Raw genomic sequence first — 23,771 nt, 5'->3', positions numbered from 1 at the left:
CACTTATAAATCTATTATTAATTCTGCCAAAAAACACGTTCCATCGGCACGCGTTTGTAAGGTATGCCGCTGCGGATAGCGCAATGCCAACCTCTTTTTCAGATTGGAAAGTCCAGCCCCCGACTCCGTTCGCTCAGTCCGCGGAATTGCTGACGCATCGGCAGCTGCCCCAGACAAACTGTTTGAAATACTAAAATAAATTTTAGTTCCTTCACGCTTGAGGCAAATCGCGATCTCGTATGCTCCTCGCACATATTTAAAGGCATTCTCTATTAAAGGCTGAAACAGTAGAGGATAGATACGGACACCTGTCCAATCCTTTTCAATGTCGGTATGCACATGCAATCTTGCCGTCAGCCGCTGCTGCTGAAACGCTATATACGATGTCAGAAATGCAAGTTCCTGCTCCATGGAGACCTCCTCATCCATCGTGTAAATCTGGTAGCGCAACAGTTCCGAAAGCTGCTCAACACTTTTTTTTGCTGTTGTATTGGATTCGTCAATCTGAAAATAAACGGTATTGAGTGCATTGAATAGGAAATGTGGATGATATTGACTTTTCAGCAACTGCAATTCGGTATCTAGCTTGTCCGCTTTAATCTGTTCAACGTAGATGCGATTTTCGGCCATATTCCTGTCGCTGCGCTCGTTCCGCAAAAACATATAGTACAGCAGAAAGAGCGGTACATAAATCGCGTTGACCAAGATATAATCAATATAACCGTCACCCATATATACCCAGCCGAGGCGCTCCGACACATACACGGTTGGATTCAACAGGCCCATTATCTGCACCACAGCAACCATATACTCTACCGTTACATTGGTTGTAACAGTAGGCTTTGCAGCAAATATTCTGTCCAGCCGCCGCCGCCACAGGAAGGTGATCACATAGCAAAAAATCACCGAGATGAGCAGCCCGACCGAATGGATCTTAACACCGCCAGACCAAAACTCATTTTTCTTCGTTAAATCCGTCACCACACGAAGAATATTGAAAGAAGCGATTCCCCAAAGCGCCGGGCCTAGATAAGGTATGGGGTTTACACTTAGTTTTGCAATGCTCGCTCTCATGATATCAATAATTAATCCGGTTACCTTCTTCTAAACGGTCGTTGCCAGGCACGCTCTTTAGATTATCTTTCTTTCCGCGGTGTAATCGATAGGAAAGATTGATCCCCACGGATCTGCTGTCGTACAACTCCCGGTATCTGCCTTCCATAGCATCACTGCTAAAGGTTATTTGAGGCCTGTTTGTCCGGAAAAGGTCATTGCCATAAATATACAAAGTTAATTTATCTTGCAAGAAGGTTTTGCGTACTCCGGTATTCATCGACCACAGGGAAGCAATAGTAGCCTGCCCTTCGGCAGTAGTGCCATTCCAGAACCCGTTGAGGTCTACACTGAGTTTAAAAGGCAGACTGATAGTATTCTGGACTTGCAAAGAAGGGACAAGCCGCCTATTTTGCTGCACGTCGTTTCCTGCAAGCCATTCAAAACTACTGTACATCAGGTTTCCATTCAGCTGGATGTTCCACTTTTTGACGGGAGAAATATTGGCGGCATTAAACCGCAGCCCCACCGTAGATGCATGTTCCAGGTTCATCGGCATCACAATAGTCCGCCTTTGTTCGTCCAGGTTGTAGCTCTTGCTGATCGCATCTTGCCGCTGGCTATAGCGGAGCTGCAGTGAATACGAATTTTTAAACAACCAGGTAAGCTCCATGTTGTTGGCAAATTCGGGTTTCAACGCTGGATTTCCCCGCTCGTACAAATAGGGGTCGTTGACCTCCACAAAAGGACTCAGGTCTTTGAAATTTGGACGATTGACCCGCCTATGGTAATTGACCGAAAGCTTTTGCGCTACATCCAGTGCATAGGTGAGTGTGAGATTGGGAAAGAAGTTGCTATAGGACCTTTGCGCGGTAAAAGCTGTACCTGGCTTATGTGCTGTAGTGCTCTTAAAGGCGGCATCCTCAAAACGTAGTCCCAGATCGATCTGAAAAGCGTCCGATGGGTTGTACCGCATTTGCATAAAAAGCGCTTTCAGCTGCTCCTCATGGCCGAACGTATTGCTTAGCTCGGGACGCACTTGCCAATGCTTATCAGCTGCCTGCTGAAACAATGAACGGGTATGCATGTCAACCTGCGTCAATTTTCCTCCAAAGGAAGCCGCCACATCTGGCCGGATGTCAAGCAGGTATTTCGATTGTATGGTTGTAATCGTAACCTTTCCCCCCGTCTCACCGCGCAGCTCCTGCTGGGAGGCCATCGCTGATCCGTCAGCACCAAATTTATCCAACAGTTGATCTTGAGTTTCCGCTTGCCTAAACTGTTGCCGGTCAACATAATTCTCCCATTTGGAACCTGTACCGAGCTGTAGCGTTACATGTGCTCCTGTGCTAAAATTCTTAAAAGTATGCTTTAAGATATTCGCGGTTGCTATGCTGGAATCTGGTTGTGAAGAGCTGTAAAAAAAATGAGAACGGACAGCTTCCTGTTTGGTCCGCTCATGATTGTTGATCAGCACATAGCCCCCTATTTTCACGTTGTCATTGGGCGTATAGTCGAGCGTGCCGTTGTAATAATGATTGTGGTACTTTCTTTTTCTTACGGCATCCATATCCAATCGTAAGGCATTGCTGCCCATATCCGTCCCAGGGCTGATATACCGGGTCGAATTGACAGCAATCAATTCGGTACCTTCCCCATACGAATACGTATGTGACGTTGTCCACTTGGACGCATTGGCGGTCACGGCGATATTTTGATAAGTCCGGCTATACTTCCCTTGTTCGGCATTGGTTGCTACCGACACGGTCAGGCCACTGGCCTTACGAATGGCTTGTTTGAGATTGATAAACCGGGCTTCACCGTTGGCATCCAGGGTAGCATCTGGCTGTGTAATAAGTTCGACCACATCAAGCGATGAAGCGGGCATGGAGGCTAGAAAATTGATTAGATTTTCGCCATTCATAAAACTTGTCTTTCCATCCACCAGCAGCTGAATGCCGGCTTGCCCGTTTAAACTGATCGTACCATTGGCTAATATACTCACGCCGGGCATTCTGCGCAGCAGCTCCAGCGCGCTCCCCGAAGAACCGGCACTCCCTTTGGTCACCTGATAAGTCAGCTTACCAGGAGCAATTTTAAGGGGATTTACCCGCCCCGACACTTCAACCTCGCTCAACCGTATTGACTTAAGGGTAGTGGTATCCTGTAAAAACAAATTGGTCTCTCCATACGCCGAACTGCAGGCAAATAGCATCGCGGCAAACTGTATATAAATAAATTTTGTGGTCATTATTCGTATTTCTTAATTTGATACGAATGTATTGCCCAAATTGCGGTTACCTAAATAATTTATTCGAACGGTACGATCGACGTGACGAACGGCAAAAGTTACGAGGAGAGCTATTCAAAAAGTTCCAGTTCGTCCGCAGCAAAAAATTTAGGCAGGTTACTGTTGAAGATTGCAAGACAATCTTCTCTGAAGTCCGGTGTATATTGAACGATTTGCATGAGTTCCTTTTAGCTATGCGAATGTAACAAATAAACGCCTGAATTGCTAGGTTCAGGCGTTTTCGTTATTGGCTTTTATTTCCAGTTTTTGATAATTTCGCTTATCTTTTCAAAGGAGGTTTCTCCGCCGCCGGTACTTCGGTATACGATGGTTCCGTTAGGATCCACGAGGATCTTTGTTGGAAATCCAGTGACATTCAGACGCAGTACATAATTGTTGCTTCCTTTGTCGTTCAATATATGCGCCCAGTTGAGGTTGTGCTGTTCGATGGCTTTTCGCCAGCTGTCATTTTTATCGGACGCAATGCCCAGCACACGCAGTTGATCGGGGTAGCTGTCTCTCAATTTTTTCAGATCAGGGACATCGGCCATACATGGGCCACACCATGAGCCCCAAAAATCGATGAGGTAAAATTTGCCCTTCCAGCTGTTGGAGTCAAACACCTGTCCGTCATATGTATTCCTGGTGTTTATCTGGAATATGGACTTGCCTACATCATATTTACTTCCCGCTACACGGTTCTTTAAAATCGTATAGAACGGAGAGCTTTGGTACGCCTTAGCTACAGTAGGTAATAAAGCCTCCACTGTCTCGATCGTCACAATCTCCCTGATCAGCATATCTTCCAGGTAATAGAGTCCGGCTATTGACGAAATATTCTTCTTTAAAAAGTCCTTCAAGTATTTTTCGGCTTCGGAATCGATCCGTTCTTGTTCGGCTTCAAGACGCTTTTTGAGCGCTTCTTCTACCGTATCTTTTGCCAGTTTCAGTTCAATGTTTGCCGATTTATTCAACAAGGGGTGATAGCCCTTATTGAGTTTACTGATGACATCATTTTCTTTATCCCCACTCGGATATACTTCAGCAAAATCGGACAGCTTTCCTTTCAGTAATATTTTACCACCCGGCATGGCGACAAACCAGATGGATTGGCTTTTGACAGGAATGTACCCTCGGTCGACACGCTTATAAAGCGATTCGGTCGGAAGCGTTAGGCGTATGATCAGCGGTACGGAAGTGGTATCCTGATAGTATATCTGTCCATTTTTAGTGCTGCCTTTTTTAAAAGCCACATCTGATATCCCATTCCAGATGGTCATGTTGTAGGTACTGTCTTTCAAGTCGGTAATCTTGGAAGCGACTGTAAAGGTTTTGACCTGTCCGAAGCTATATAGGCAGCTCGCTATCAACAGGCTTATTGTGATTACTATATTTTTGAATTTCATGACGTAATGTATAATCGTATTTCATGTTTTAATAAGGATTCTGCTGGATCTGTCCCTTGCTGGCATCGATCTCCACACCGTTGATCGGTACGACCAAATGCTTACTTTCGAGGGTATAAATTTGGGGTGTAGAGAGGTCGACTCCTGTTCTATTGACTTGGTAAAAGTCTCTCTTTACGGTAATATTATCCGCAGCGTAGTCGTTGACACTAAATCGGCGTATATCGTACCATCGCATCACAAAAGGAAGTTCACGGCGTCTTTCAGCCAGCACCTGTTTAATCGCTTCATCCTTGTTAGCTGCCGTAAGTGCACTATAGGTGGACATCCGTTTTTGACGTAGGGTATTGACCGCCAATAAGGCATTCTGAACATCTCCCTGACGGGCCAGCACCTCGGCTTTATTAAGAAGCATCTCGGCTCTCGTCGGACCTGAAACTAAGATGCTCCCGTCGGTAAACATGGTGTACCGATACGCAGCTGGTGTCACGACATTGAAACGCCGGCCGCCATTCGGAATCATCAGATGCTTGTAACGGAGATCGTTGGTCTGATCGTACAGCGCTACCAGTGCGCTACTGGGCAAATACCATTGTTCACCGGTATATTGATAACGGCTGTAGTAGAGCTCGCTCCAATAGAGATATTTCGCGGCATTCCAGTCGTTTAATTGGCTGTACCGGAGCGTTGCCGCTGGATTGCTGTAAGAGACGCTTCTGCCCGGAAGTATGGTATTATAGTCCACTAAACTTACGGTAGCCGACTCCAGTGCCTTGTTTGATTCGGCTAAGCTCTTATCGTAGTCACCCGTAAATAAATAGTACCGGCTCATGAAAGCTGAAATAGCTTTCTGGCTTACCCGCCAGGTCTTTCTAGGATCGACATCGGCTTCAGCCACTTTCTTTGCTGCTTCAATATCTGCCAGAATGAAATCGTAAGTTTCCTGAAGTGTGGCCCGTTTTAGCGATTCTTCGTAATCTACGGTACGCTTTAACGGCAGTCCTAAACTATTCATATTCGCCGCAGCATAAGGCGCACAATAGTTATTGACTAAGATCCAATAAGACATCGCCCGGATAAAATGGGCATCCGCTTTAACCCTTCGGCGACTGGCTTCATCACCGCTAACCAGGTCGATGTTTTTTAAAATGACATTTGCGGTGAAAATCTTTTTGAATTCTCCAGTCCACAGCTCGTCAGTAGCGAGGTTTTCAATACCCGCTGTAGATGAGACATAACGCTGAAGACTATTGACTGTAAAAGCCGTGACGTTATTTTTATACAGCTCCTTGCTGATCTCCGTATCGTCGGTCGAATAGGTAGCCGTAAAGTTAGTTTCTTTCGAAAATTCGGTAGCATTATTGACCAAAGCTTCTAACTGCTCCACGGTTTTGATACTAGCCTGTTTCTTGGGCTCTTCGGATAGGTATTTTTTGCAGCTTGCGGTCGTCAGTATGGCAGCGGCAAACCCGATATATAGGAACACTCTCATGTTTTTCTGTTATTAAAATTGAAAATTAATACCGAATGTATAGCTCTGTGCAGGTCGTATCGTACCTGGTAGCCAATCGGGATTGTACCCTTTCGCATTGGCATGCCAGATCAAGCCAAGGTCACGCGCCTGTACAAATAGATTGACATGGTTTAATCGGATGGCTTCCGTCCACCGGTTAGACAACCTGTATCCCAAACTAAGCTCTTTTAACTCGATATAGGACGACTTCTCCACCTGGCTGCTTAGCGCCTCACTGTACCGATCCCAGAGGTAGAGGTTAGGCTCGTCTGGAAGTGCAAATCCTGGAATATTAGGGTTTCCCGCAAGCACATCATTCACATATTTGTTGACAAAAGTCTTATCAGACCCTACGAGTGCTGCATAGTTAAATACAGGATTACGGTATACACCACCCATCTTGCCCAATAGGATACACATGATGTTAAAATTACCGAGTTGTAACGTATTGGTCCAGCCGAGTGTATGTGGTGGTACGCTAGTACCCATGTAATGTAGGAATGGAAGTCCCAAACCTCGATTGTACAGCGACACATCATTGAAACTCTGCTGACTATTGTTCGGTCCGGCGACATGCGGTACTCCATTGATCATACCGACGTAGTCAAAAGCATAAATAGAACCTACGGGGCGGCCTTCAACAAAAGCCCCATTGATCATTTGGTAAGTATACAATGAGGGGTTATAGAGCTGGTCTATATTATTTGCGTTAAAAGCATAATTGATATTCGTCTGATAAAGTATGTTTTTGCTTATTTCGACACGGGTACCCAGTGCAATTTCGAACCCTTTATTGGTGATTTCGGCATTATTGAATTTTTGGATTTGCGTTCCAGTTGCTGTAGGCAGTGCGATCTGCCCAATGATACCAGAGCCCTTTTTGCGGTATAGATCCAACGAACCAAATAGCAGGCCCTTATAGAGGGAGAAGTCGACTCCAAGGTTGGTTGACGCTGTCTTTTCCCAACGTAGGCTAGGATTACCATTATCAGCAATGGTTGCGGTAATGGTGCCTGTTGATGTATTTAGACTGCCGCCTACATTGAGTAACGTCGCCGTAGAGGTCGAATTTTCCATATTCCCATTTTTACCATAGGTCAGGCGCATTTCAAGTCGGTCTATACCTTCTTGCGAAGTCATAAATTTTTCTTTCGCGACATTCCATTTAGCTCCTATTGACCATAATGGTGACCACCGTAGTTTGGGATCGTCTGTGATGAAATTCGAGGCATCACTTCGTATACTTCCAGATAGCGTATAGCGGCTCAGGTAGGTGTAAGCCGCATTTCCGTAGAGTGACACAAATTTGTTTTTTTGCCACTTAAACGTTGTATTACCGCCTGGAATCGTAGTCGGGTAACCTTCAAAATCGGTAAATTGGTCTACCGAACTCCCATAACCATAAGGTGGTGTAGTCGCCTGAAGCTTGTCTTTGTAATAGCCGTACACGGTCGGATTGATGGTTCCGTTAGTCAAGTATTGCGACACTTCAATACCGGCAATGGCCGAGATCTGATGATCGGCACCGAACGTCCGGTCGAAGTTCAATTGGTTCCTAAAGACAAAACTTTGTATATCCTCCGCCCCCAATTCCTCGTCATTGGAGCCATCGTCATATTGTCTAATGCCACGTCTCAAAATCCCGCCTTTGGGGATATAAGCTTTACCTACGGTCTTTGTATCATCGTCATACTGCGTTTTTCTATTCACCAGACTGCGTACATAGAAGGTACTTTCATCATACATACGCTGCCGGTCAATCTTATTGCGCTCGTATTGGAATTTGGTATCGAAGGTAAGCCCTGGAATGATCTTGAGGGTAAGGCCCGTCTGTATACGGGCATTGATGCGCTCGTCAGTAAACTCTCGGCCACGCACTTCCCGCAATAAGTTGTACGACCAGTCGGCATAAGTGAATTTTTCCGTCGGAATCAGACTAAGCTGTTCACGGTTGTAGGTTTTTAGATTGACCCCATAACTACCATCTTCGTTCAAGAGCAGTTCATAAGGCGATAATTGCGCGATCTCCTCAAGGGTAGCCCCTCCGTATTGCTGTTTTTTATATTGTAGGTTGGCGCCTAAGTTAAACTGCAAAAACGAGGTTATCTTAAAATCATTGTTGAAATTTAAATTAAAACGGTCATAACCGTTTTTCTGAAAGGCACCTTTGTTTTTTTCATAGAGAACAGAGGTGTAGTTCCGTACACGCTGATTGCCGGCCTGCAGATTGATATTGTATTGATTCAGTAGGGCATTTTGCGTGAGCAAATCCCGAAGCTGCCCGCGATTATCAATCTTGCTCAATCGGTCTAGTTCGGCGTTCATGTCGGCTGTAGACATTTTACCGTATTGATTGGCATATAATGCTTCCTGCGCTAATGTCAATGAGTTCGCTATGTCACCAAACGAGCCCGCATAGGGATAAAAGGCCCAGTTGTTTTCATACGCCTTACGTTCGTAGGCAACATGATCGGCCGAATTGGCTTGTGTAAGGATGTAATTTAGGTCTGGTCTTCGCGCTATCCTGGAAAATGCACTCCCCTGGATCATAAGTTTATTGTCGGTTTTAGCTTTTTTGGTGACAATAACAATAACGCCATTGGCGGCACGTGCTCCCCAGATGGATGCCGCAGCGGCGTCTTTCAGTACAGTGACAGATTCGACGTCATTGGGATTGATATCCGAGAAGTTGCTACTCGATATGGGGAAACCATCCACCACGACCAGTGGTTTACTATCGGCGTATAGGGTGCTATTGCCCCGGATCAGAAAGTCTACACTACCGTCTTCATTTTCCTTGGCCTGCATACCCGCTACCGTACCTTGCAGTGCACTGGAAAGGTTGGATGTAGGACGCCTGGCCAATACCGATTGCCCGACCTGGCTGAAGGCCCCTGTAGCACGCTCTTTCGAAATCGTCTGATAACCTGTACTCACCGTGATATCGACACCTTCCAGTGTTGACAAACTTGCCGTAAGCTGGATTAGCCCCATGGATTCTTTGGCTTTGAGCGTGAGGGGTTCATAACCCACGTAAGAAACCAAAATCATTGCCTCTTTATCGGATACCCGTAGGCTGAATGAGCCGTCTTTATCCGTTTTTGTCATCACCTCGCTGTGGATTACGCGCACAGAGGCATCCGATAGACTTTCACCCCGCTCATTGACCACTCTGCCGCTGATGACGATTTGCTGATTAGCGGTCATCACCTCAGTCTTTGGCTTTAATGCGATAATATCGGTATCAATTCGATACGTAATGTTGGTATTTTTGAAGAGCTGATTTAGTACGTCAACCAGCGGCGCGTCTTTTACGGTGAGGCTGAGACCATTGACTTTTTTGATTAGTGCAGCATCGCCAATAAAATCGTAACCACTTTGTTGACGGATTTTATTGATAATAAGTTCTAAAGAAGCATTTTTTTCCTTTAGCGTTATTTTTTGAGCAAAGCCACTTGCATATACCTGACACAGGCCAAATGTCAGCAGCACAAGAATAAGTTTCATCACGACGAGCGTTTTATAGAGGATATAGACAGGAGTCCCCCTCCATTTTTCAAGGTAAAAATTCATACATTTGAGTAATTTGGGTTAGATGCTATTGTTAGTTGTTGGAATTAATGATTGGGACCCAAAAATCGACCGGATGTGTTCGCAGCACATTCGGTTTTTTTTGTGACCCAATTTTTAGTTTTTCACTAGGGCGGGTGTTTCATGATGTTGGTTTTTCGATAGGTTTAGTTATTATTCTGTTGATCTAGGGGGTGACGGTGATTTTTCTTCCCGTTCGTTTAAATTTAACATCAGCGACGGCCTCCAATGCGCGCAGTACGGCGGAAAGGTTGCGCGATCGGGATACGGCACCAATATAGGTCTTATTGGACGGCGTCTTTTCATAGGTAAATTCCACATCGTACCAGCGCGCTATCTTATTGAGGATGCTGCCTAAGGTTTCGTTATCGAAATTAAAGTAGCCATTCTTCCAGGCTACCGCATGCTCGGTATTGCTCTGGGCGAGCTGGATCTGTTTCGTATCTTCCTTAACGGTACTTTGTTGACCAGGCTTTAGCAAAACCGACTTGCTGTCATCAACATTATTTACTTTAACAGCACCTTCTAAAAGTGTGGTTACGGTTGCTTCGGATGTGTAAGCAGATAGATTGAAATGTGTACCCAGCACCTCTATCGTCTGCTGTTGACTGCGTACTTTAAAGGGTTGTTTTTTATTGTGGGCGACTTCAAAATAGGCTTCACCAGTCAATTCCACCACGCGCTCCTTGCCCTCAAATCTGGACGGAAATTTTAAGGAGGAATAGGCATTAAGCCATACCTTGGTACCGTCTGCCAGTACGATATTGTATGTTCCCGTCTTGGGGGTTTGTAGGGTACGAACTGTGGGCGCTTCAGATAAGGAAGAAGTAGGGTCACCTTGAAGCAATTCTGCACCGTCAGCATACCTGATCTGTGCCCCCACGATGATGGTATTCCGGCGCTCACTTAACTGGATAGCGCTCCCATCACCGCTCAACAAAACAGCTTTATGACCTCCCGGCTGAATATCAGCCTGCTGCCAAACAGGGTGCGCTATAGGTTCCTGAGTGGACTGTCTAATGGCGAAGTAGCTGACGCCCAATACGAAGATTAAAGACGCTGCAACTGCACTTATTTTAAACAGCTGATTCTTCCTTCTTATCCGTTTGACATTATCGTAGATATTGACCTCAATTCTGCTCTTCACCTCGTCTTGTATACGCTTTATATCCGCTACATTGGCCGTATATTGGCTTTCCTTAAGCTGTTGAAGATGCCAGGTTTCAACCCAAGATTTCTCTTCTTCAGAACAGGTGCCTAAACGGTAACGTTCAAGAATTTCTTTTGCGTTTTTACGCTCCATGATAACAAAGGTTAATACGTTGTTTTGTTATAGGTAGGTTAACGCGGAGAAAAGTAGTAGATGAAATTTAAAAAAAAGTAAAAAACAGTAAGGTTAATTTTGAACGCATGATTTTCAAGGCATTACTCACCTGCTTGCGAACCGTGTTTAGTGAAACATTGCGTTGTTTTGCAATTTCTTCATAGCTTTTTTCTTCCTGACGGCTCAGGATAAATATCTCCCGCATCTTTGGTGGAAGATTCATGATTTCTTTTTCGATCTGCTGTTGCAATTCTTTTTCGAGGAGGTAGTTGTCGGTCGAGTATTCGCCCTGATCCAAAAAATATTGTAGTGAATCGGCATAGCCCTTTCTCACTTTCTGCTTGTCCATGTAGTCAAATAGCTGGAACCGCACAGCCGCATAGATGTAAGAAGAAAAACTCCTATTGATTGCTAACGGAGTCTTTGACCAGAGGGACACAAATACGTCCTGAAGAAGATCCTTTACCACCTCTTCATCGGCTATGATTTTGCGGGCATAAATAAATAACAGCGGAAAATATCGCTCATATAGGACGCCAAACGCTTGTTCATCTTTTTTTAAAACAAGCGCAATCAACTCTTTATCCGATAAATCTGCGTAGCAATACATCTGTTATTCAGAACCTGAAATCAAACTTACATTAAAATTGACAAATTACAAATTCTCCCATTATGAATTGATGGGCTGTGAAAAAAGCCACATCTCCCGACGTGGCTTAAACTAAACATAAACATATGAACCACCACCTGATCTCGTGGTTTTAACATACTCTTAATTGATATTCACATTAAATGTGAAGGTGGCCTGCACGGTTTTCGTACCCTCGTAGGTATATACCATGGCCTGCTTAACGGTATATTTCTTTCCTGCCGCCAGCACCGCCGGATATTGTCCGATCGAGAACGTTAGTGTACTGGCATTAAATTCCGAAAACAAACCCGCCGTGGCCCCCCATGTGGTGACAGCGCCAGCAGGCGTAAACCAATGTCCGTAGCCCGTAGCCGTCATGTTGGGATTTAAGCTTCCATTTGGCTCTACCGCATAGAATTTAATTTTGCCGCTGCTCATCAAACCCGCCAGGTCTGCCGAAGCTATGCCAAAGGCCTCCCCTAGCTGGGCGGCATTGACACTTACTTGTGTACCCGAATAGTTCTTCGCATCGGCAGCAAAGCTGACATCATAACTGAGTGCGATATCTTTGGGCTGACTGCTCACCGCATTGTATCCGGTAGCGTTTGTACCCTGAATGTTGATTTCGTAAGGCCATTGCTCATCGTTGCTGTCGTTATCATCCCAGGCATGCGGCTGGTAAACCGATGGAGCGCCCGTGACCACAAACCAGAGGTTGCTGCAATTGGCCGGAACAGTAAAGGTTGCTGTATTCTCTGTACCCTCCATCCGATCACCGTATACCCGCGTACCATCTTTCAGCAAGGCCACATAGCCGTAGCGCCACCCTGCACGGCTGGCATCCACCGCGTTGAACCCAGCAGCGTTTGGCAGGCCTTTAAAAGCTACCGAAACCTTTGTTCCCACGGCAGGTACGTCCAGCGGAATCACATTATACCCCGTCGTACCCGGACAGCGATCGTAAGTGACACGAAGACTTCCATTGGACTGCCGCGTAAATTTGGTTGTCAGCTTACCGATATAATTTTTTCCATAATCCCGGATGCTGTTCAGATCCCAGGTCACAAAGCGGGTGGCCGCATCGTAGATCTCATTGTTGAACTGCTTCACATCGATACCCGTGATACGCATGTAAGCCTGCACGGGATCTTCGGGTTTTAACGCCTCGCGCCAGATACGGCCGATCATATCGATGCCATGTTTGCTGGTCCAATACCAATGAATAAAATAGCTGGCATAGCGATATTTCTCGTGGTGAATATGGCGAAAGTAATTTTCTGTATAGACGGTAAAATCGTGGCCTGAGAACGCTTGATCCGGATAGGTCTGATAGGCCTGCCATTGCGCGGTCTGCTCCCAAAACCCATTCCCGCTCGTTCCGCCATAGCCGTAACGAAAGCCATGGCCGCCTTTCAGATCAGCAAATACCTGGTACTGAAAACTGTGCCCGATCTCGTGCGCAATGACGGAACCCACCGGCTTACAGGTGGCCGGATTGATCCACAAGGCCCCGATCAGATCGTCGTAACCGCCACCATAGGCCATCCATTCGGTCGTGTAATGTACAAAAATCATCATCTTGTACTTATCCAGATTGGATCGGTTGACCTTGCGTTCTGCAAACTTCAGGGTATTGACATTTAATGCGTAGAATTGCTCAGCTTTGGCCAAAAGATCATCAATATCCACCCGATATTCTTCCGGTACAGCGCTGGCATTGGGATCATTCTTTCCATAACTCGGTTCCCAAAAGACGATAAAATGCTCCGACTGGCGGCTGCGCGAGTAGGACCATTTACTGCCCTTATCGTTATAGTCCATCCCCGCAAATTCTTTGGGCTTATAGATCAGCAACGAATCTGTCCCTACGGGCGTGGGCGGGGTGGTCGTCTCCTCTTCGACAGGAGGTTCTACCTCTTTTTTGCTGCATCCCAGCGACACTAACACCAATGCTGATACCAGTGTCAGCAGCAGTCTATTCAATTTTATACTTTTCATCATTTGAACTATTTATAGGTAGAGATCAACTGTGTGTGATGGTCAAAAAACGGAAGCGCACGGTATAGGTACCGCTTCTGTAGTATTTGATGGTCGATACGGGATTGAGGTTACGCCCCAAGCTGTTCGCCGTACCCACAATACGGTAATAAGAAATGGGATCGCCCGACCAAAATTGCGTGCCCACATAGGTACCATTCATGATGGGGTATACCAAGCCCGAAACATTCGGGTAGCGATACACCAGGCCCGTCTCAGTAACTTCCTCCGGATAGTAAGGCGACCAATTTTTAAATGTAGGCCGGTCGCCACGCTTGATGACCTCCCCTTTTTTGGGGTTGAATGGCTTGCCGTTTTTATCTTCCCATACGTAGATGATTTTGTTTTCTCCTTCTGGCTGGTGCTCTACGCTGATCTCATAGTCTGTATAGGGTAAAAAATTGGCCTCGGCACCGTAGTCCGAACTTGTGCACGACTTAAATAAAATATCCTCCTTTTTAGCACCGATGATATTAAAATCGAGGATACTCTTAAATTTTTTCTGTCCGGCAACATTGCTCACCTCCACATCGATGGTGTACTGCCCCGGGGTCACAAATTGGGTTGCCTGTGTAAATCCTACCCGGCCTCCCGTCGCGTTGAGCATCATCGGTGGATATTTAGCCTTCCCAATTTTCGCATTTAATTGATCGAGGGTGGTATCCCGCCAGGTAACCTCGGCAAGGTAGGTGGATATCTCATGCTCTTTAGTAAACTCTGTGGTCACCTCACCCGTCTCCTTGTTTCGTACCGCCAGCAGATTCACGGTCAGCGGCGTGGTGCTTCCATTGGCCACAATGGCATCCGTGTATACCACAGCCCCCTGGTTGACCTGCAGGTTTTCCACATTATAACGCAAATTTTCATTTAAATAACCGACTTGGTCACTCTTGCAGGAATTCAATACCAACACCGATAATCCCGCTATGCCTATGATAAAACTTCGTTTTTTCATCTGTTTTATTTTTTCATTTGTGACAGAACCACCCGGTTGATTCCGAAGCAATGCGGAATCAACCTAGCTGGGTTCATAATTTATTTGATCTTAATGTTGAATACAAAAACAGCATTCAAATCGCCTTTAGTTTTGGACTTGTACACCAGCGATTGGCGGACCGTATAGGTGCTTCCCACTGTTGTTTGTCCCGGATACTGCAAAATATTAAAGGTCATTGTTGCGGTTGCCAGTTCCGATACAATGCGCGCATCTGTACCCCACGAGCAGGTTTTGCCACTGGCGTCAAACCAGTGCCCCGGTGCGTTGGCCGTACTGTTTGCATTTAGCGTACCATCGGGCTGCACGGCGTAGTAGGTGATATCTTTACCTACCAGTGCAGGTATTGCTCCGCTTTCCACGCCATAAAAGCGCGCTAAGCGCGGAAGCAGCACATTCACTGTGGTACCTGTGTAGCCCGCTGCATCATATTTGATGCTCAAGTCGTAATTAAAGGTGAGCGTAGAACCCGCTTCCACAATTTTAGGTCCTGTAAGGATACGTGGCGTAAAATCACCGACAAACGTATGGGTGTTGGCCAATATATTCAGCGTGGTGCCCGAGGCTGTTTTTATGCCTGTTGTCTGACAGTATACCCGCATATCGGCCATGTCATCTTCTTTTACGGTAACGATACCGTCGGGACTGATCTGATCCGCTTCACCCCGTATTTTGACGTAGTATAAATTATAGACGGGCCCCGAAGACCAAAGGGGTTTGGGTTGCTTCTGCCTATGGTAGACAAATCCACTTATATTGGATGCATTCTTGATTGCCGTATACGCGGTGCTGGCCGTTGCCAGATCGTAAGGCGCCTCGTTGTAGATGTATGCCCTGACGGAATCTATTGGAATCTCGCTTAGAAACTGGTCAAAAGAATACTGCGCATTTTCATCCACAAACTTTACCGAGTCTGCCTTTTGCTTAAAATAGCGATTGACCGAATAATCCGAGGGCGCCCAAAACGTTTTGGCCTTGTTAATTTCATCCTTCAGTTTAAAATGGTCGATCACCAGCAACAAGGTATCGAACATCCCAGCGGGATGAGCGGCCAGGTAGTCGTAAGTAGACAGATTGACTTCGGCTTTATGGAGACCGTCGTCTGTCAGATAAGCCGCTTTCTTGCAACCGATCACTGTCAGTCCAAAAGCCAGCAGCAACGCTAATCGATATAAGGTTTTCATTTTTTTCAAGTTTAGTGGTTTACATATTGACAGTGCTCCAGTATGGTGTCTGAATGAGTGCAGGATTGGCCGACAATAACGAAGGGTCAAAAGGCCAAAAGTATTTCTTCGCATTAAACTGCGCCTGGTTCATTTTACTCTCCGGAAATTTATAGATGTTAAAATTCTTGTACAACCGCACCAGATCGTAATAGCGATGGCCTTCCAAAAACAGTTCGCGCGCTCGTTCACTAAAGATGGCCTCTTTAAGCGGTTCTTCGTTTTTATAGACCTGCAGTCCTGCTTGCGTCCGGATCTCATTCAAGATACTTTCGGCAGCACTGTTTTTGCCTGTTGCAGCCAGTCCCTCTGCCATCAGCAGCTTGATGTCTGAATACCGAAAGATGATGATGTTATTTTTAAATATGGCATTGTAATTTGAGGTATTACCCGAGTACTTTACATTTGCATATTTTGTACACAATGCATAGTTACCGCTGTAAGCCACATCGAATACACTTTTAAAGCGCTTGTCGTTACTGTCTTTGAAGAGCGTTTTAAGGTAATCCTGACTGATTCTTAATATCGGATCCGTAAAATTCCGAAAATAAGGTCCCGCCAGCGAATAGTACCCTATCCCCCTGTTGGTCCCTTCGTTTTCACCATTCTGGGCGATCTCGAAGATACCTTCATTGGATTTTCCCTGATAGATACCGCGGTAGTTGAGGCTGTCCCGTCCCACAAACGAATATTCGCCGCTTTCCAGTACCGATTTAGCCGCCGTGATACAGTCGGCATATTCGCCTCTCCAGGCACTCAGGTGCGCCTGTAGGGCAAGTGCTGCACCCGTATTTGCACGCGTTGCAAAATCATTTTGGTCGATATTGCTCCATTTCAATAACGTTAGTGCCTTGGTTAAATCTGCCTGACTCTGATCCAGCACATCGCTCTCTTTTCGGGCAGGCAGATTGACCGCATCGATCGGCGCTACAGATTCGGTTATGATGGGCACCGTACCCCATACCCGCGCCATATAGAAATAAGCAAATGCGCGCACAAAATAAGCTTCGCCGATGTAATAATCGCGTACCGACACGTCGTTAAAAACATTTTCGTCCATCTTGGGCAGCCTTTGGATCACGCGGTTGGCCTGGTCTATGACCTGATAAAAGATATCATAGCGCCGCAGCTGATACACGGGCCGCCAAGTTTCCAACGCCGGTACGGATATATTGAGCTGCATGTTTACAAGCGGATTAATATCGACATCGGTCGAAGAAGATATTTCGTCCGACAGCAGATCGCCATATACATAATAGGCCATACCATTGCCCTGGTTTAGGGCCTTCCGCAGCAGCGCATACATGGCATTGGTTGCACTATTGGCATCTTCCTGCGTTTTCCAGAAGTTCTCATCTGTTGCCGAACTCACAGGCTCAATGTCCAGAAACTTGGAGCAGCCCGAAGCGAGATACATGAAAGCACTCAGCACTAAAAACAATATTTTTCTTTTCATCTCTAATTAATTTTAAGCCACCGCTATGCGATGGAACTGACACGATTAAAAGGTAACATCCAGGCCTATAGTCCATTTCTTAGGGATCGGATATCCGTTACCCGTTGAATAACCGTTGGCTTCCACCGCTTCAGGGTCTGGCACCGTCGACCAAGACTTAACAGCCACATTATCCACCACCCCGTACACGCGGAGCATTTTCAATTTAAGCTTCTTTATGAAGGCCTGTGGGAACATATAGCTCAGCTGAATATTTTTGAGGCGTACAAAACTGGCATTTTCCACAAATGTGCTGTTGGCGATGTGCCAATTGTCGACCGTATTGTGAAACAGCGATGGGTATTTGGTCTGATCCCCATCTTTCATCCAGAAGTCGCTGGGGTTAAAATCGCCAGCAATGGCCGAATTGGTACCCCAGGTCGAATACAGGTTAGATGAACCCGCATCTTGCAATTTGTCCGACATATAACCGTTCCATAATGAGCGTCCAAACACAAAGCTCACCAGTGTGGATAAGCTAAAATTCTTGTAAGAAAACTGGTTGATAAATCCGCCCACGAGGTCAGGATTTGGATTTCCCATATCAATTTTGTCGTTGTAATCGATGGTGTAATCGCCATTCACATCCCGGCGGCGCGGATCGCCGGCCTGATATAAATTCCCCCTAAAATGCGTGAGTCTTTTTCCTGTCAAAGGATCTACAGGTACATCTGCAGTGGTCGCATATACCCCATCCACATCCCATACTTTAAATGGGAAAATAGGCTGACCCACGTTCAGTGCACGTTGCATCCATACCGGTCCCACCTGTATTTCCTGTCCACCGCCAGGGAGGCTGGTGACATAGTTTTTATTGTAAGCAATATTGAAATTGGTGGTCCACTGGAATTCCGACGACGGAGCCATATTGCGTGAGATAAGCGTCATTTCTACCCCACTGTTTCTCACACTGATAAAATTGTTGGAAACCGTGCTGTATCCTGAGGTCAATGGCATGTTCAGATCGTAAACCAGCTGTTTGGAGTCGCGCACATAAAAATCGGCAGTCACGGTAACGCGATCGTGCAGGAGGTTCATATCAAAACCGGCATTAAACTGCGGCGAGCGCTCCCATCGGATCGTCGGCGAGGTTGCTGCCGCGCCATAATTAGGCGCTACAGTAGGCTTGCCATTATAAGAAAGTACCGAACCACCAATACCATTTTCCAATACCGAGCCAGCGTATGAGGCATCAAAAGTCAGCCCGGTATAACGCGCGTAATATGAGCCCGGATCACGTCCGGTAACACCATAGCTACCCCGTATTTTGAAAAAGGATATTGCATTTTTTACCCCCTGGAAAAAGGGCTCTTGCGAAAGCACCCAGCCAGCGGAGATGGACGGGAAAATACCCCAGCGGTTGTCCTTGCTGTAACGCGACGAAGCATCCATCCGGTAACTGGCAGAAAGCAGGTACTTGTCTTTGTAATCGTACCCAAAACGACCGAATACCGATACACGCGAGCGCTCATTGATGGTAGTGGTGGCATAAAGATCCGGTCCGGAAGGAATACCTGTTACCGTTTTTACATAACTTCCATTGTCGTTATATCCGTACATATAATTGTTGTTGGAAGTATTGCGTTCAATACCGGTACCCAACACGGCGCTAAAATTATGCGTATCGCGAATGCTCTTGATGTAGTTAAAATAGGTTTCCCATTCCCAACGCTTATTTTGGTTCACCCAATTCTGAGCAAAGTTTCGATAACCTGTAAGCAATACGGGACGAAAGAGGTCGCGCGTATTGTTGTTGACATTGAACGAAAACTGCGAACGTAGGGTCAGGCCATTGATCAGAAACTTTTTAAGCGTTCCGGCAAAGTTACCATTCAGGCTGATCGCGTTATCGCGGTCCATCATGCCATCGTAGCGTCCCGTATAGATCTGTTCGTCCACGTCGGTTATCTGATAGAAAGACGAAGGAAAGCCCCAGGTACTAAAAGGATATTTCGAATCGTCCCCCGACCCATGTTTTGCTTTTGTAAAACCGGCGAACAAGTTGGTCTCAAACTGAAAATTGTCTGTCGGATTGGCCTGCAACATGAGGCGCGGCGTCAGGTTTTCATTTTCATAGCCCATCATTACACCCTGCTCATAGTAGCGCTGTGCCGAGAAACGGTATAAAAACTTTTCCATGGTGGCACCGATACTCATATTGACATTGTTGATGTTGGCCGACTGCAGAAAAAGCCCCTGCCAATCCGTGTTATTGTTAAATGCAGGGTTTAAACTATCCGTCAACATCGGACTGATCAAGCCATTGTTGAACCAGTCGTACGATCCACCCTGATAAAGCAGATTCATCTTCAGCCTACGCTCGGCTGCGCCCACGGTGATGGGCTTCATGGCCGGACGGCTCGAAACCCCGTTGTATGCCGAGATCCTGATTTCGGGTTTACCCACTGCCGGACGTTTGGTTTTGATGATAATGACCCCATTTGCGGCACGGGCACCATAAATGGCCGATGCCGAGGCATCTTTTAAGATATCGACCGATTCGATATCGTTGGGATTGATAGCCTGCAACGGGCTTGCATTTCCGTAAGCCGCCTGTATATCGCTCACATCGTAAATAATATTGTCGATGACATACAAGGGAGCCTGCAGCTGATTATCGGCCAAGCCGAGGTTGCTCGTTCCGCGGATATTGACGATGTTATTGGTACCCGGTTCGCCCGATGTACTCAATACTGTCAGACCCGCCACACGTCCCTGCAACATGGCGTCGAAGGTGGCGTAAGGCGTATTTTCAAAATCCTTACCCTTCACGGTAGTGATGGCACCCGTCGTTTTGCGCCGCTGCACATCCTGATAGCCCATTACAACTACCTCATCGAGCCCCGTCCCATCTTCTTTCATGGTAATCTGGATGGTGTTGTCGCCATCACGCAGCTGTTTTTCTTGCCGCACATAGCCGAGGGAACTAAAAATCAAGGTTGGATTTGCCGATTTGAGTTTTAAGGTAAATTTTCCATCAGCACTCGTTTTGGTCGCATTGCTGACGCCTTTCTCTAAAACACTGAGATCAGGCAGAGGGGTGCCTTTTTCGTCTTTAACGATCCCCGTGACCGTTCTCTGTTGTTGCGCATACAGCTGTTGACATAGCAACAGCAGCAACATAAAAATACCCGTCAGGCATTTTTTTGGAAGATTTTCATACATAGTCATAATTTCGTTAAGCAGATGTTCAGTTTAGCATACTGGCAATGACACATTAGATCCCTGGGACAAACGCGATCCTTTTCGCAAAAAGGATATGAGCAGCATGTTAAAAATTGATTAGTTCTTCTTTCTGTAACAAAAATAGTACTTCGAAGCAGCGGATTTCGGTCAGATCTTACCCACTCATTCTAACATTTTAACAAAAGAAATGGTGGGTTTCCGGTGCGGTACAGTGGGGCCAATGAGAGGATAAAAACAGCGAATCCGTCTAGCTAAGCGATGGATAGATACCTTCGTTAGTTAGACGGATAGGGTTGCGATTAGCAAAACGGCACGTCAATAAGGCCGTGGCTATAAATTCGGCTAATCGTAGAGGTAATTTCGGTAGTTGCGCACGTATATCTTGGGCGATATGCCCAAGATACTGCGAAAAACACGGTTAAAGTTGGTGATGCTATTAAAGCCCGAATCGTAGGCAATCAGCGAGATCGAATCGTGCCTACCCAGCCCCAGCAATTTACAGGCTTCGCGGATACGCAGTTCATTCAGGTAGGCGATGAATGTTTTTCCCGTGCAATTTTTAAAATAGCGGCAAAAGGCGTGTGGCGTCAGATTTGCTTTTTCGGCGATTTCATCCAGACTGATATCCTCTTTAAAATGTTCTTCCAAAAATTGACATAATTTCTCTATCCGGAACGGTTTGGAGATCTCTTTTTTGGGCAATTGTACACCCGAAAGCGGTTCCAGTTCGGTGAATACTTTGCTGAGCGTTTTTAATAAATAGAAGAAATTTACGAGCTGATCCAAAAAGTCAGACTTTTGCAGGATTTCGATGTAATGAGATACCTCTGCATGAAGTTTGGGTGGAACCCTAAATCCGCGCTGGCATTTATGCACAAAATCGAGCAGGTTTCGGAGTTCGGGCATCGTCGCCATGGTAGACAGTGCACCTTTGGTGCTAAAGAATAAAGAGATCGAGCGCACATGGTCGCCTGCAAAGAAACTTTTAAAAACATGGGCCTGGTTTGTTCCCAATAGAAAAATGTCTCCCGGCTGAAATTCATGCACGTTGTCGTCCACAAGTAGCTGGCCGATACCTTCTTTAATCCAGATTAATTGATATTCTTCATGACGATGCATGTATGGATAAAACTTATCCAGCACATCTTCTTGAATATAGATAGATTTGTCCTGAGGGGCAGGAACTTTAAATTGAACTGGCTTCATAACAAGTTAGATTAGTTAATTGTCAATATGACATTAAATATACATAAGCCAATTTGGTGTTGCAATACTCAAACCAAAGATGTTAAAATACGGTGATAATTGGTTACAATTTGCATATATATAAATTATATCCAAACAGCTATCATCTTTTTTACGTTAGTATGAGTTTTATAAAACCAAAATCGCACTATAGATTTTAAAATTTTCACCCCGAACGGGTATAAAAAAGATATAAAACAAATAATTTATACCCGATGTAGTATAATTTAACAATATTTACTATATTTATATCAGAAAGGGTATAATTATGGATTCACTACGACTATTTGTAAAAAAGAAACGGAAAGAATTGAAGCTAACACAGGAAGACTTAGCTGATAATGCTGGAGTTGGCTTACGGTTTGTGCGTGATCTTGAGCAAGGAAAAAAAACGTTACGTTTAGACAAAGTAAACGACATATTGGCGTTATTCGGTAAAGAGGTTGGTGTAATTGATCAAATTAGAGAGTGATGGCGCGCGAAGCAAAAATATATTTTCACGATGATTTAGCTGGATATCTCATTGAGACTGATCATGGTTATTCATTTAGTTATGACGAGAACTATCTAAAAAAAATGGATCCACAACCTATCAGTCTAACTTTACCGATTTCCGAGAACGTTTATCATAGCAATATACTATTTCCGTTTTTTGATGGATTAATTCCCGAAGGATGGTTATTGGAAATCGGCGAAAAACATTGGAAGCTCAATCCTAGAGATCGTTTTGCACTATTAATCAACCTCTGTAGAGACACTATAGGAGCAGTTTCTGTTTATCCGATGGAGGCGGAAAACGATGGCTAATTGTTTGTTTTGCTATAAACCAGTTGAAACAGGAGACTATCATACGGCATGTTCACGAACATTTTTTGGAACGACACAAGTTCCCTATTTGGAGTTGGACCAAGAAAAATTGAAAAAATTAGCTGAAGTTACTGTAACCGAGAGATTGGCATTAACTGGCGTACAGCCAAAAATATCAATCAGTCTAAAAGGAGAAAAAGGGAATAAGCGACTTACATTAGTTGGCCTTTGGGGTGATTATATCCTGAAACCTCAATCGAAAGAATATCTACTCATGCCGGAAGTAGAAGATCTAACCATGCACCTCGCAGCGCTATTTAAGATAGAAACAGCAAAACACGCATTAATACGAACTTCCACTGGAGAACTAGCATACATTACAAAACGATTTGACCGTAAGAAGGACAAAAAAATCCATGTTGAAGATTTATGTCAGTTATCCCAGTTACTGACCGAGCAAAAGTACAATAGCTCCTATGAACGCGTAGGAAAAATCATCAAGCAGTTTGCTTCCAACATAGGATTAGATGCAATCAAATATTTTAGACTCGTACTATTTAGCTTTTTAACAGGAAATAACGACATGCATCTCAAGAATTTTTCATTAATGCATACCAATCATGGCGTTTTATTATCACCAGCATATGATCTCATTAATGTCAACTTAATCTATCCAAAGGATAAGGAGGATATGGCTCTCACATTGGGTGGTCGTAAACGAAAAATAAAACGGTCAGATTTTAACCAGCTTGCGCAAAGTTTGGGAATTTCTGAACTGGTCAGAGACAATATATATAAAGACTTCAGGAGAAATGTTGATAAAGTTAAAGAAATAATTGATCACAGTTTTCTAACAGATGATTTCAAAGAAAAATATGTTCAAATTGTCCACACTAAATTAAAACAGATCGAACTATAGAAAAGAATTTAGTGATCATGAATAAACTCCTATTTACCATCCTCTTTATTGTGGCTT

General features: G+C 45.1%; 16 protein-coding genes. 3 read left to right on the top strand and 13 right to left on the bottom strand.

Annotated features, from left to right (window positions below; all coding sequences use genetic code 11):
* Positions 1–3: 3 nt before the first annotated feature.
* The 13 genes from B3E00_RS05475 to B3E00_RS05415 all read right to left on the bottom strand — a co-directional run bounded on the left by B3E00_RS05475 (position 4) and on the right by B3E00_RS05415 (position 21,949).
* On the bottom strand, positions 4–1,074 hold the full coding sequence (locus B3E00_RS05475; RefSeq protein WP_293937523.1) for a sensor histidine kinase: 1,071 nt from the start codon (positions 1,072–1,074) through the stop codon (positions 4–6).
* Between the two features lie 4 nt (positions 1,075–1,078).
* A complete protein-coding gene (locus B3E00_RS05470; RefSeq protein WP_293937521.1) occupies positions 1,079–3,304 on the bottom strand; it encodes a TonB-dependent receptor domain-containing protein in 2,226 nt (741 codons plus the stop codon).
* A gap of 293 nt (positions 3,305–3,597) precedes the next feature.
* Entirely contained in the window at positions 3,598–4,749 is a 1,152-nt protein-coding gene (locus tag B3E00_RS05465; protein ID WP_293937518.1) for a thioredoxin-like domain-containing protein, read from the bottom strand.
* A 28-nt stretch (positions 4,750–4,777) separates the two neighbouring features.
* On the bottom strand, positions 4,778–6,241 hold the full coding sequence (locus B3E00_RS05460) for a RagB/SusD family nutrient uptake outer membrane protein (RefSeq protein WP_293937515.1): 1,464 nt from the start codon (positions 6,239–6,241) through the stop codon (positions 4,778–4,780).
* Positions 6,242–6,253: 12 nt separating this feature from the next.
* Positions 6,254–9,835, bottom strand: coding sequence for a SusC/RagA family TonB-linked outer membrane protein (locus B3E00_RS05455; protein WP_293937512.1), 3,582 nt, complete (start codon positions 9,833–9,835; stop codon positions 6,254–6,256).
* 184 nt (positions 9,836–10,019) lie between these two features.
* Complete coding sequence (locus B3E00_RS05450; protein WP_293937509.1) at positions 10,020–11,156, bottom strand: FecR family protein; 1,137 nt, start codon at positions 11,154–11,156, stop codon at positions 10,020–10,022.
* Positions 11,157–11,223: 67 nt separating this feature from the next.
* Positions 11,224–11,787, bottom strand: a complete 564-nt coding sequence (locus tag B3E00_RS05445) for an RNA polymerase sigma factor (RefSeq protein ID WP_293937506.1) — start codon at positions 11,785–11,787, stop codon at positions 11,224–11,226.
* A 162-nt stretch (positions 11,788–11,949) separates the two neighbouring features.
* The gene (locus B3E00_RS05440; RefSeq protein WP_293937503.1) at positions 11,950–13,809 is read right to left on the bottom strand and encodes a DUF4859 domain-containing protein; all 1,860 of its coding nucleotides are present in this window, start codon (positions 13,807–13,809) and stop codon (positions 11,950–11,952) included.
* Between the two features lie 22 nt (positions 13,810–13,831).
* Positions 13,832–14,800, bottom strand: a complete 969-nt coding sequence (locus tag B3E00_RS05435; RefSeq protein ID WP_209576230.1) for a hypothetical protein — start codon at positions 14,798–14,800, stop codon at positions 13,832–13,834.
* Positions 14,801–14,880: 80 nt separating this feature from the next.
* Positions 14,881–16,023: a DUF4859 domain-containing protein gene (locus B3E00_RS05430; protein WP_293937501.1), complete on the bottom strand. Its 1,143-nt coding sequence runs from the start codon at positions 16,021–16,023 to the stop codon at positions 14,881–14,883.
* 19 nt (positions 16,024–16,042) lie between these two features.
* Positions 16,043–17,518, bottom strand: coding sequence for a RagB/SusD family nutrient uptake outer membrane protein (locus B3E00_RS05425; protein WP_293937499.1), 1,476 nt, complete (start codon positions 17,516–17,518; stop codon positions 16,043–16,045).
* 45 nt (positions 17,519–17,563) lie between these two features.
* Positions 17,564–20,722, bottom strand: a complete 3,159-nt coding sequence (locus tag B3E00_RS05420) for a SusC/RagA family TonB-linked outer membrane protein (protein ID WP_293937496.1) — start codon at positions 20,720–20,722, stop codon at positions 17,564–17,566.
* A 363-nt stretch (positions 20,723–21,085) separates the two neighbouring features.
* The gene (locus tag B3E00_RS05415) at positions 21,086–21,949 is read right to left on the bottom strand and encodes an AraC family transcriptional regulator (RefSeq protein ID WP_293937493.1); all 864 of its coding nucleotides are present in this window, start codon (positions 21,947–21,949) and stop codon (positions 21,086–21,088) included.
* 307 nt (positions 21,950–22,256) lie between these two features.
* On the opposite strand from B3E00_RS05415, the gene B3E00_RS05410 reads away from it, so the two are divergent.
* From B3E00_RS05410 to B3E00_RS05400, 3 genes are read left to right on the top strand one after another with little or no spacing between them, the layout of a single operon-like run.
* The gene (locus B3E00_RS05410; RefSeq protein WP_293886792.1) at positions 22,257–22,460 is read left to right on the top strand and encodes a type II toxin-antitoxin system Y4mF family antitoxin; all 204 of its coding nucleotides are present in this window, start codon (positions 22,257–22,259) and stop codon (positions 22,458–22,460) included.
* Entirely contained in the window at positions 22,460–22,795 is a 336-nt protein-coding gene (locus B3E00_RS05405; protein WP_293886794.1) for a HipA N-terminal domain-containing protein, read from the top strand. Before B3E00_RS05410 ends, B3E00_RS05405 begins: the two co-directional genes overlap by 1 nt.
* A complete protein-coding gene (locus B3E00_RS05400; RefSeq protein ID WP_293886796.1) occupies positions 22,788–23,714 on the top strand; it encodes a HipA domain-containing protein in 927 nt (308 codons plus the stop codon). Before B3E00_RS05405 ends, B3E00_RS05400 begins: the two co-directional genes overlap by 8 nt.
* The last annotated feature ends 57 nt before the right edge of the window (positions 23,715–23,771 follow it).

Origin of the sequence: Sphingobacterium sp. UBA5996 (genome assembly GCF_002429765.1) — a bacterium.
Lineage (GTDB): Bacteria > Bacteroidota > Bacteroidia > Sphingobacteriales > Sphingobacteriaceae > Sphingobacterium.
The sequence above is the reverse complement of the archived record's forward strand: the minus strand, read 5'-3'. Positions and strand labels throughout refer to the sequence as shown.

Excerpts from the sequence above, each read along its gene's own strand:
- B3E00_RS05470 (WP_293937521.1), bottom strand. The coding sequence starts at position 3,304 with ATGACCACAAAATTTATTTATATACAGTTTGCCGCGATGCTATTTGCC.
- B3E00_RS05450 (WP_293937509.1), bottom strand. The coding sequence starts at position 11,156 with ATGGAGCGTAAAAACGCAAAAGAAATTCTTGAACGTTACCGTTTAGGC.
- B3E00_RS05430 (WP_293937501.1), bottom strand. The coding sequence starts at position 16,023 with ATGAAAACCTTATATCGATTAGCGTTGCTGCTGGCTTTTGGACTGACA.
- B3E00_RS05465 (WP_293937518.1), bottom strand. The coding sequence starts at position 4,749 with ATGAAATTCAAAAATATAGTAATCACAATAAGCCTGTTGATAGCGAGC.
- B3E00_RS05475 (WP_293937523.1), bottom strand. The coding sequence starts at position 1,074 with ATGAGAGCGAGCATTGCAAAACTAAGTGTAAACCCCATACCTTATCTA.
- B3E00_RS05425 (WP_293937499.1), bottom strand. The coding sequence starts at position 17,518 with ATGAAAAGAAAAATATTGTTTTTAGTGCTGAGTGCTTTCATGTATCTC.
- B3E00_RS05420 (WP_293937496.1), bottom strand. The coding sequence starts at position 20,722 with ATGTATGAAAATCTTCCAAAAAAATGCCTGACGGGTATTTTTATGTTG.
- B3E00_RS05405 (WP_293886794.1), top strand. The coding sequence starts at position 22,460 with ATGGCGCGCGAAGCAAAAATATATTTTCACGATGATTTAGCTGGATAT.
- B3E00_RS05445 (WP_293937506.1), bottom strand. The coding sequence starts at position 11,787 with ATGTATTGCTACGCAGATTTATCGGATAAAGAGTTGATTGCGCTTGTT.
- B3E00_RS05410 (WP_293886792.1), top strand. The coding sequence starts at position 22,257 with ATGGATTCACTACGACTATTTGTAAAAAAGAAACGGAAAGAATTGAAG.
- B3E00_RS05460 (WP_293937515.1), bottom strand. The coding sequence starts at position 6,241 with ATGAGAGTGTTCCTATATATCGGGTTTGCCGCTGCCATACTGACGACC.
- B3E00_RS05455 (WP_293937512.1), bottom strand. The coding sequence starts at position 9,835 with ATGAATTTTTACCTTGAAAAATGGAGGGGGACTCCTGTCTATATCCTC.
- B3E00_RS05440 (WP_293937503.1), bottom strand. The coding sequence starts at position 13,809 with ATGATGAAAAGTATAAAATTGAATAGACTGCTGCTGACACTGGTATCA.
- B3E00_RS05415 (WP_293937493.1), bottom strand. The coding sequence starts at position 21,949 with ATGAAGCCAGTTCAATTTAAAGTTCCTGCCCCTCAGGACAAATCTATC.
- B3E00_RS05435 (WP_209576230.1), bottom strand. The coding sequence starts at position 14,800 with ATGAAAAAACGAAGTTTTATCATAGGCATAGCGGGATTATCGGTGTTG.
- B3E00_RS05400 (WP_293886796.1), top strand. The coding sequence starts at position 22,788 with ATGGCTAATTGTTTGTTTTGCTATAAACCAGTTGAAACAGGAGACTAT.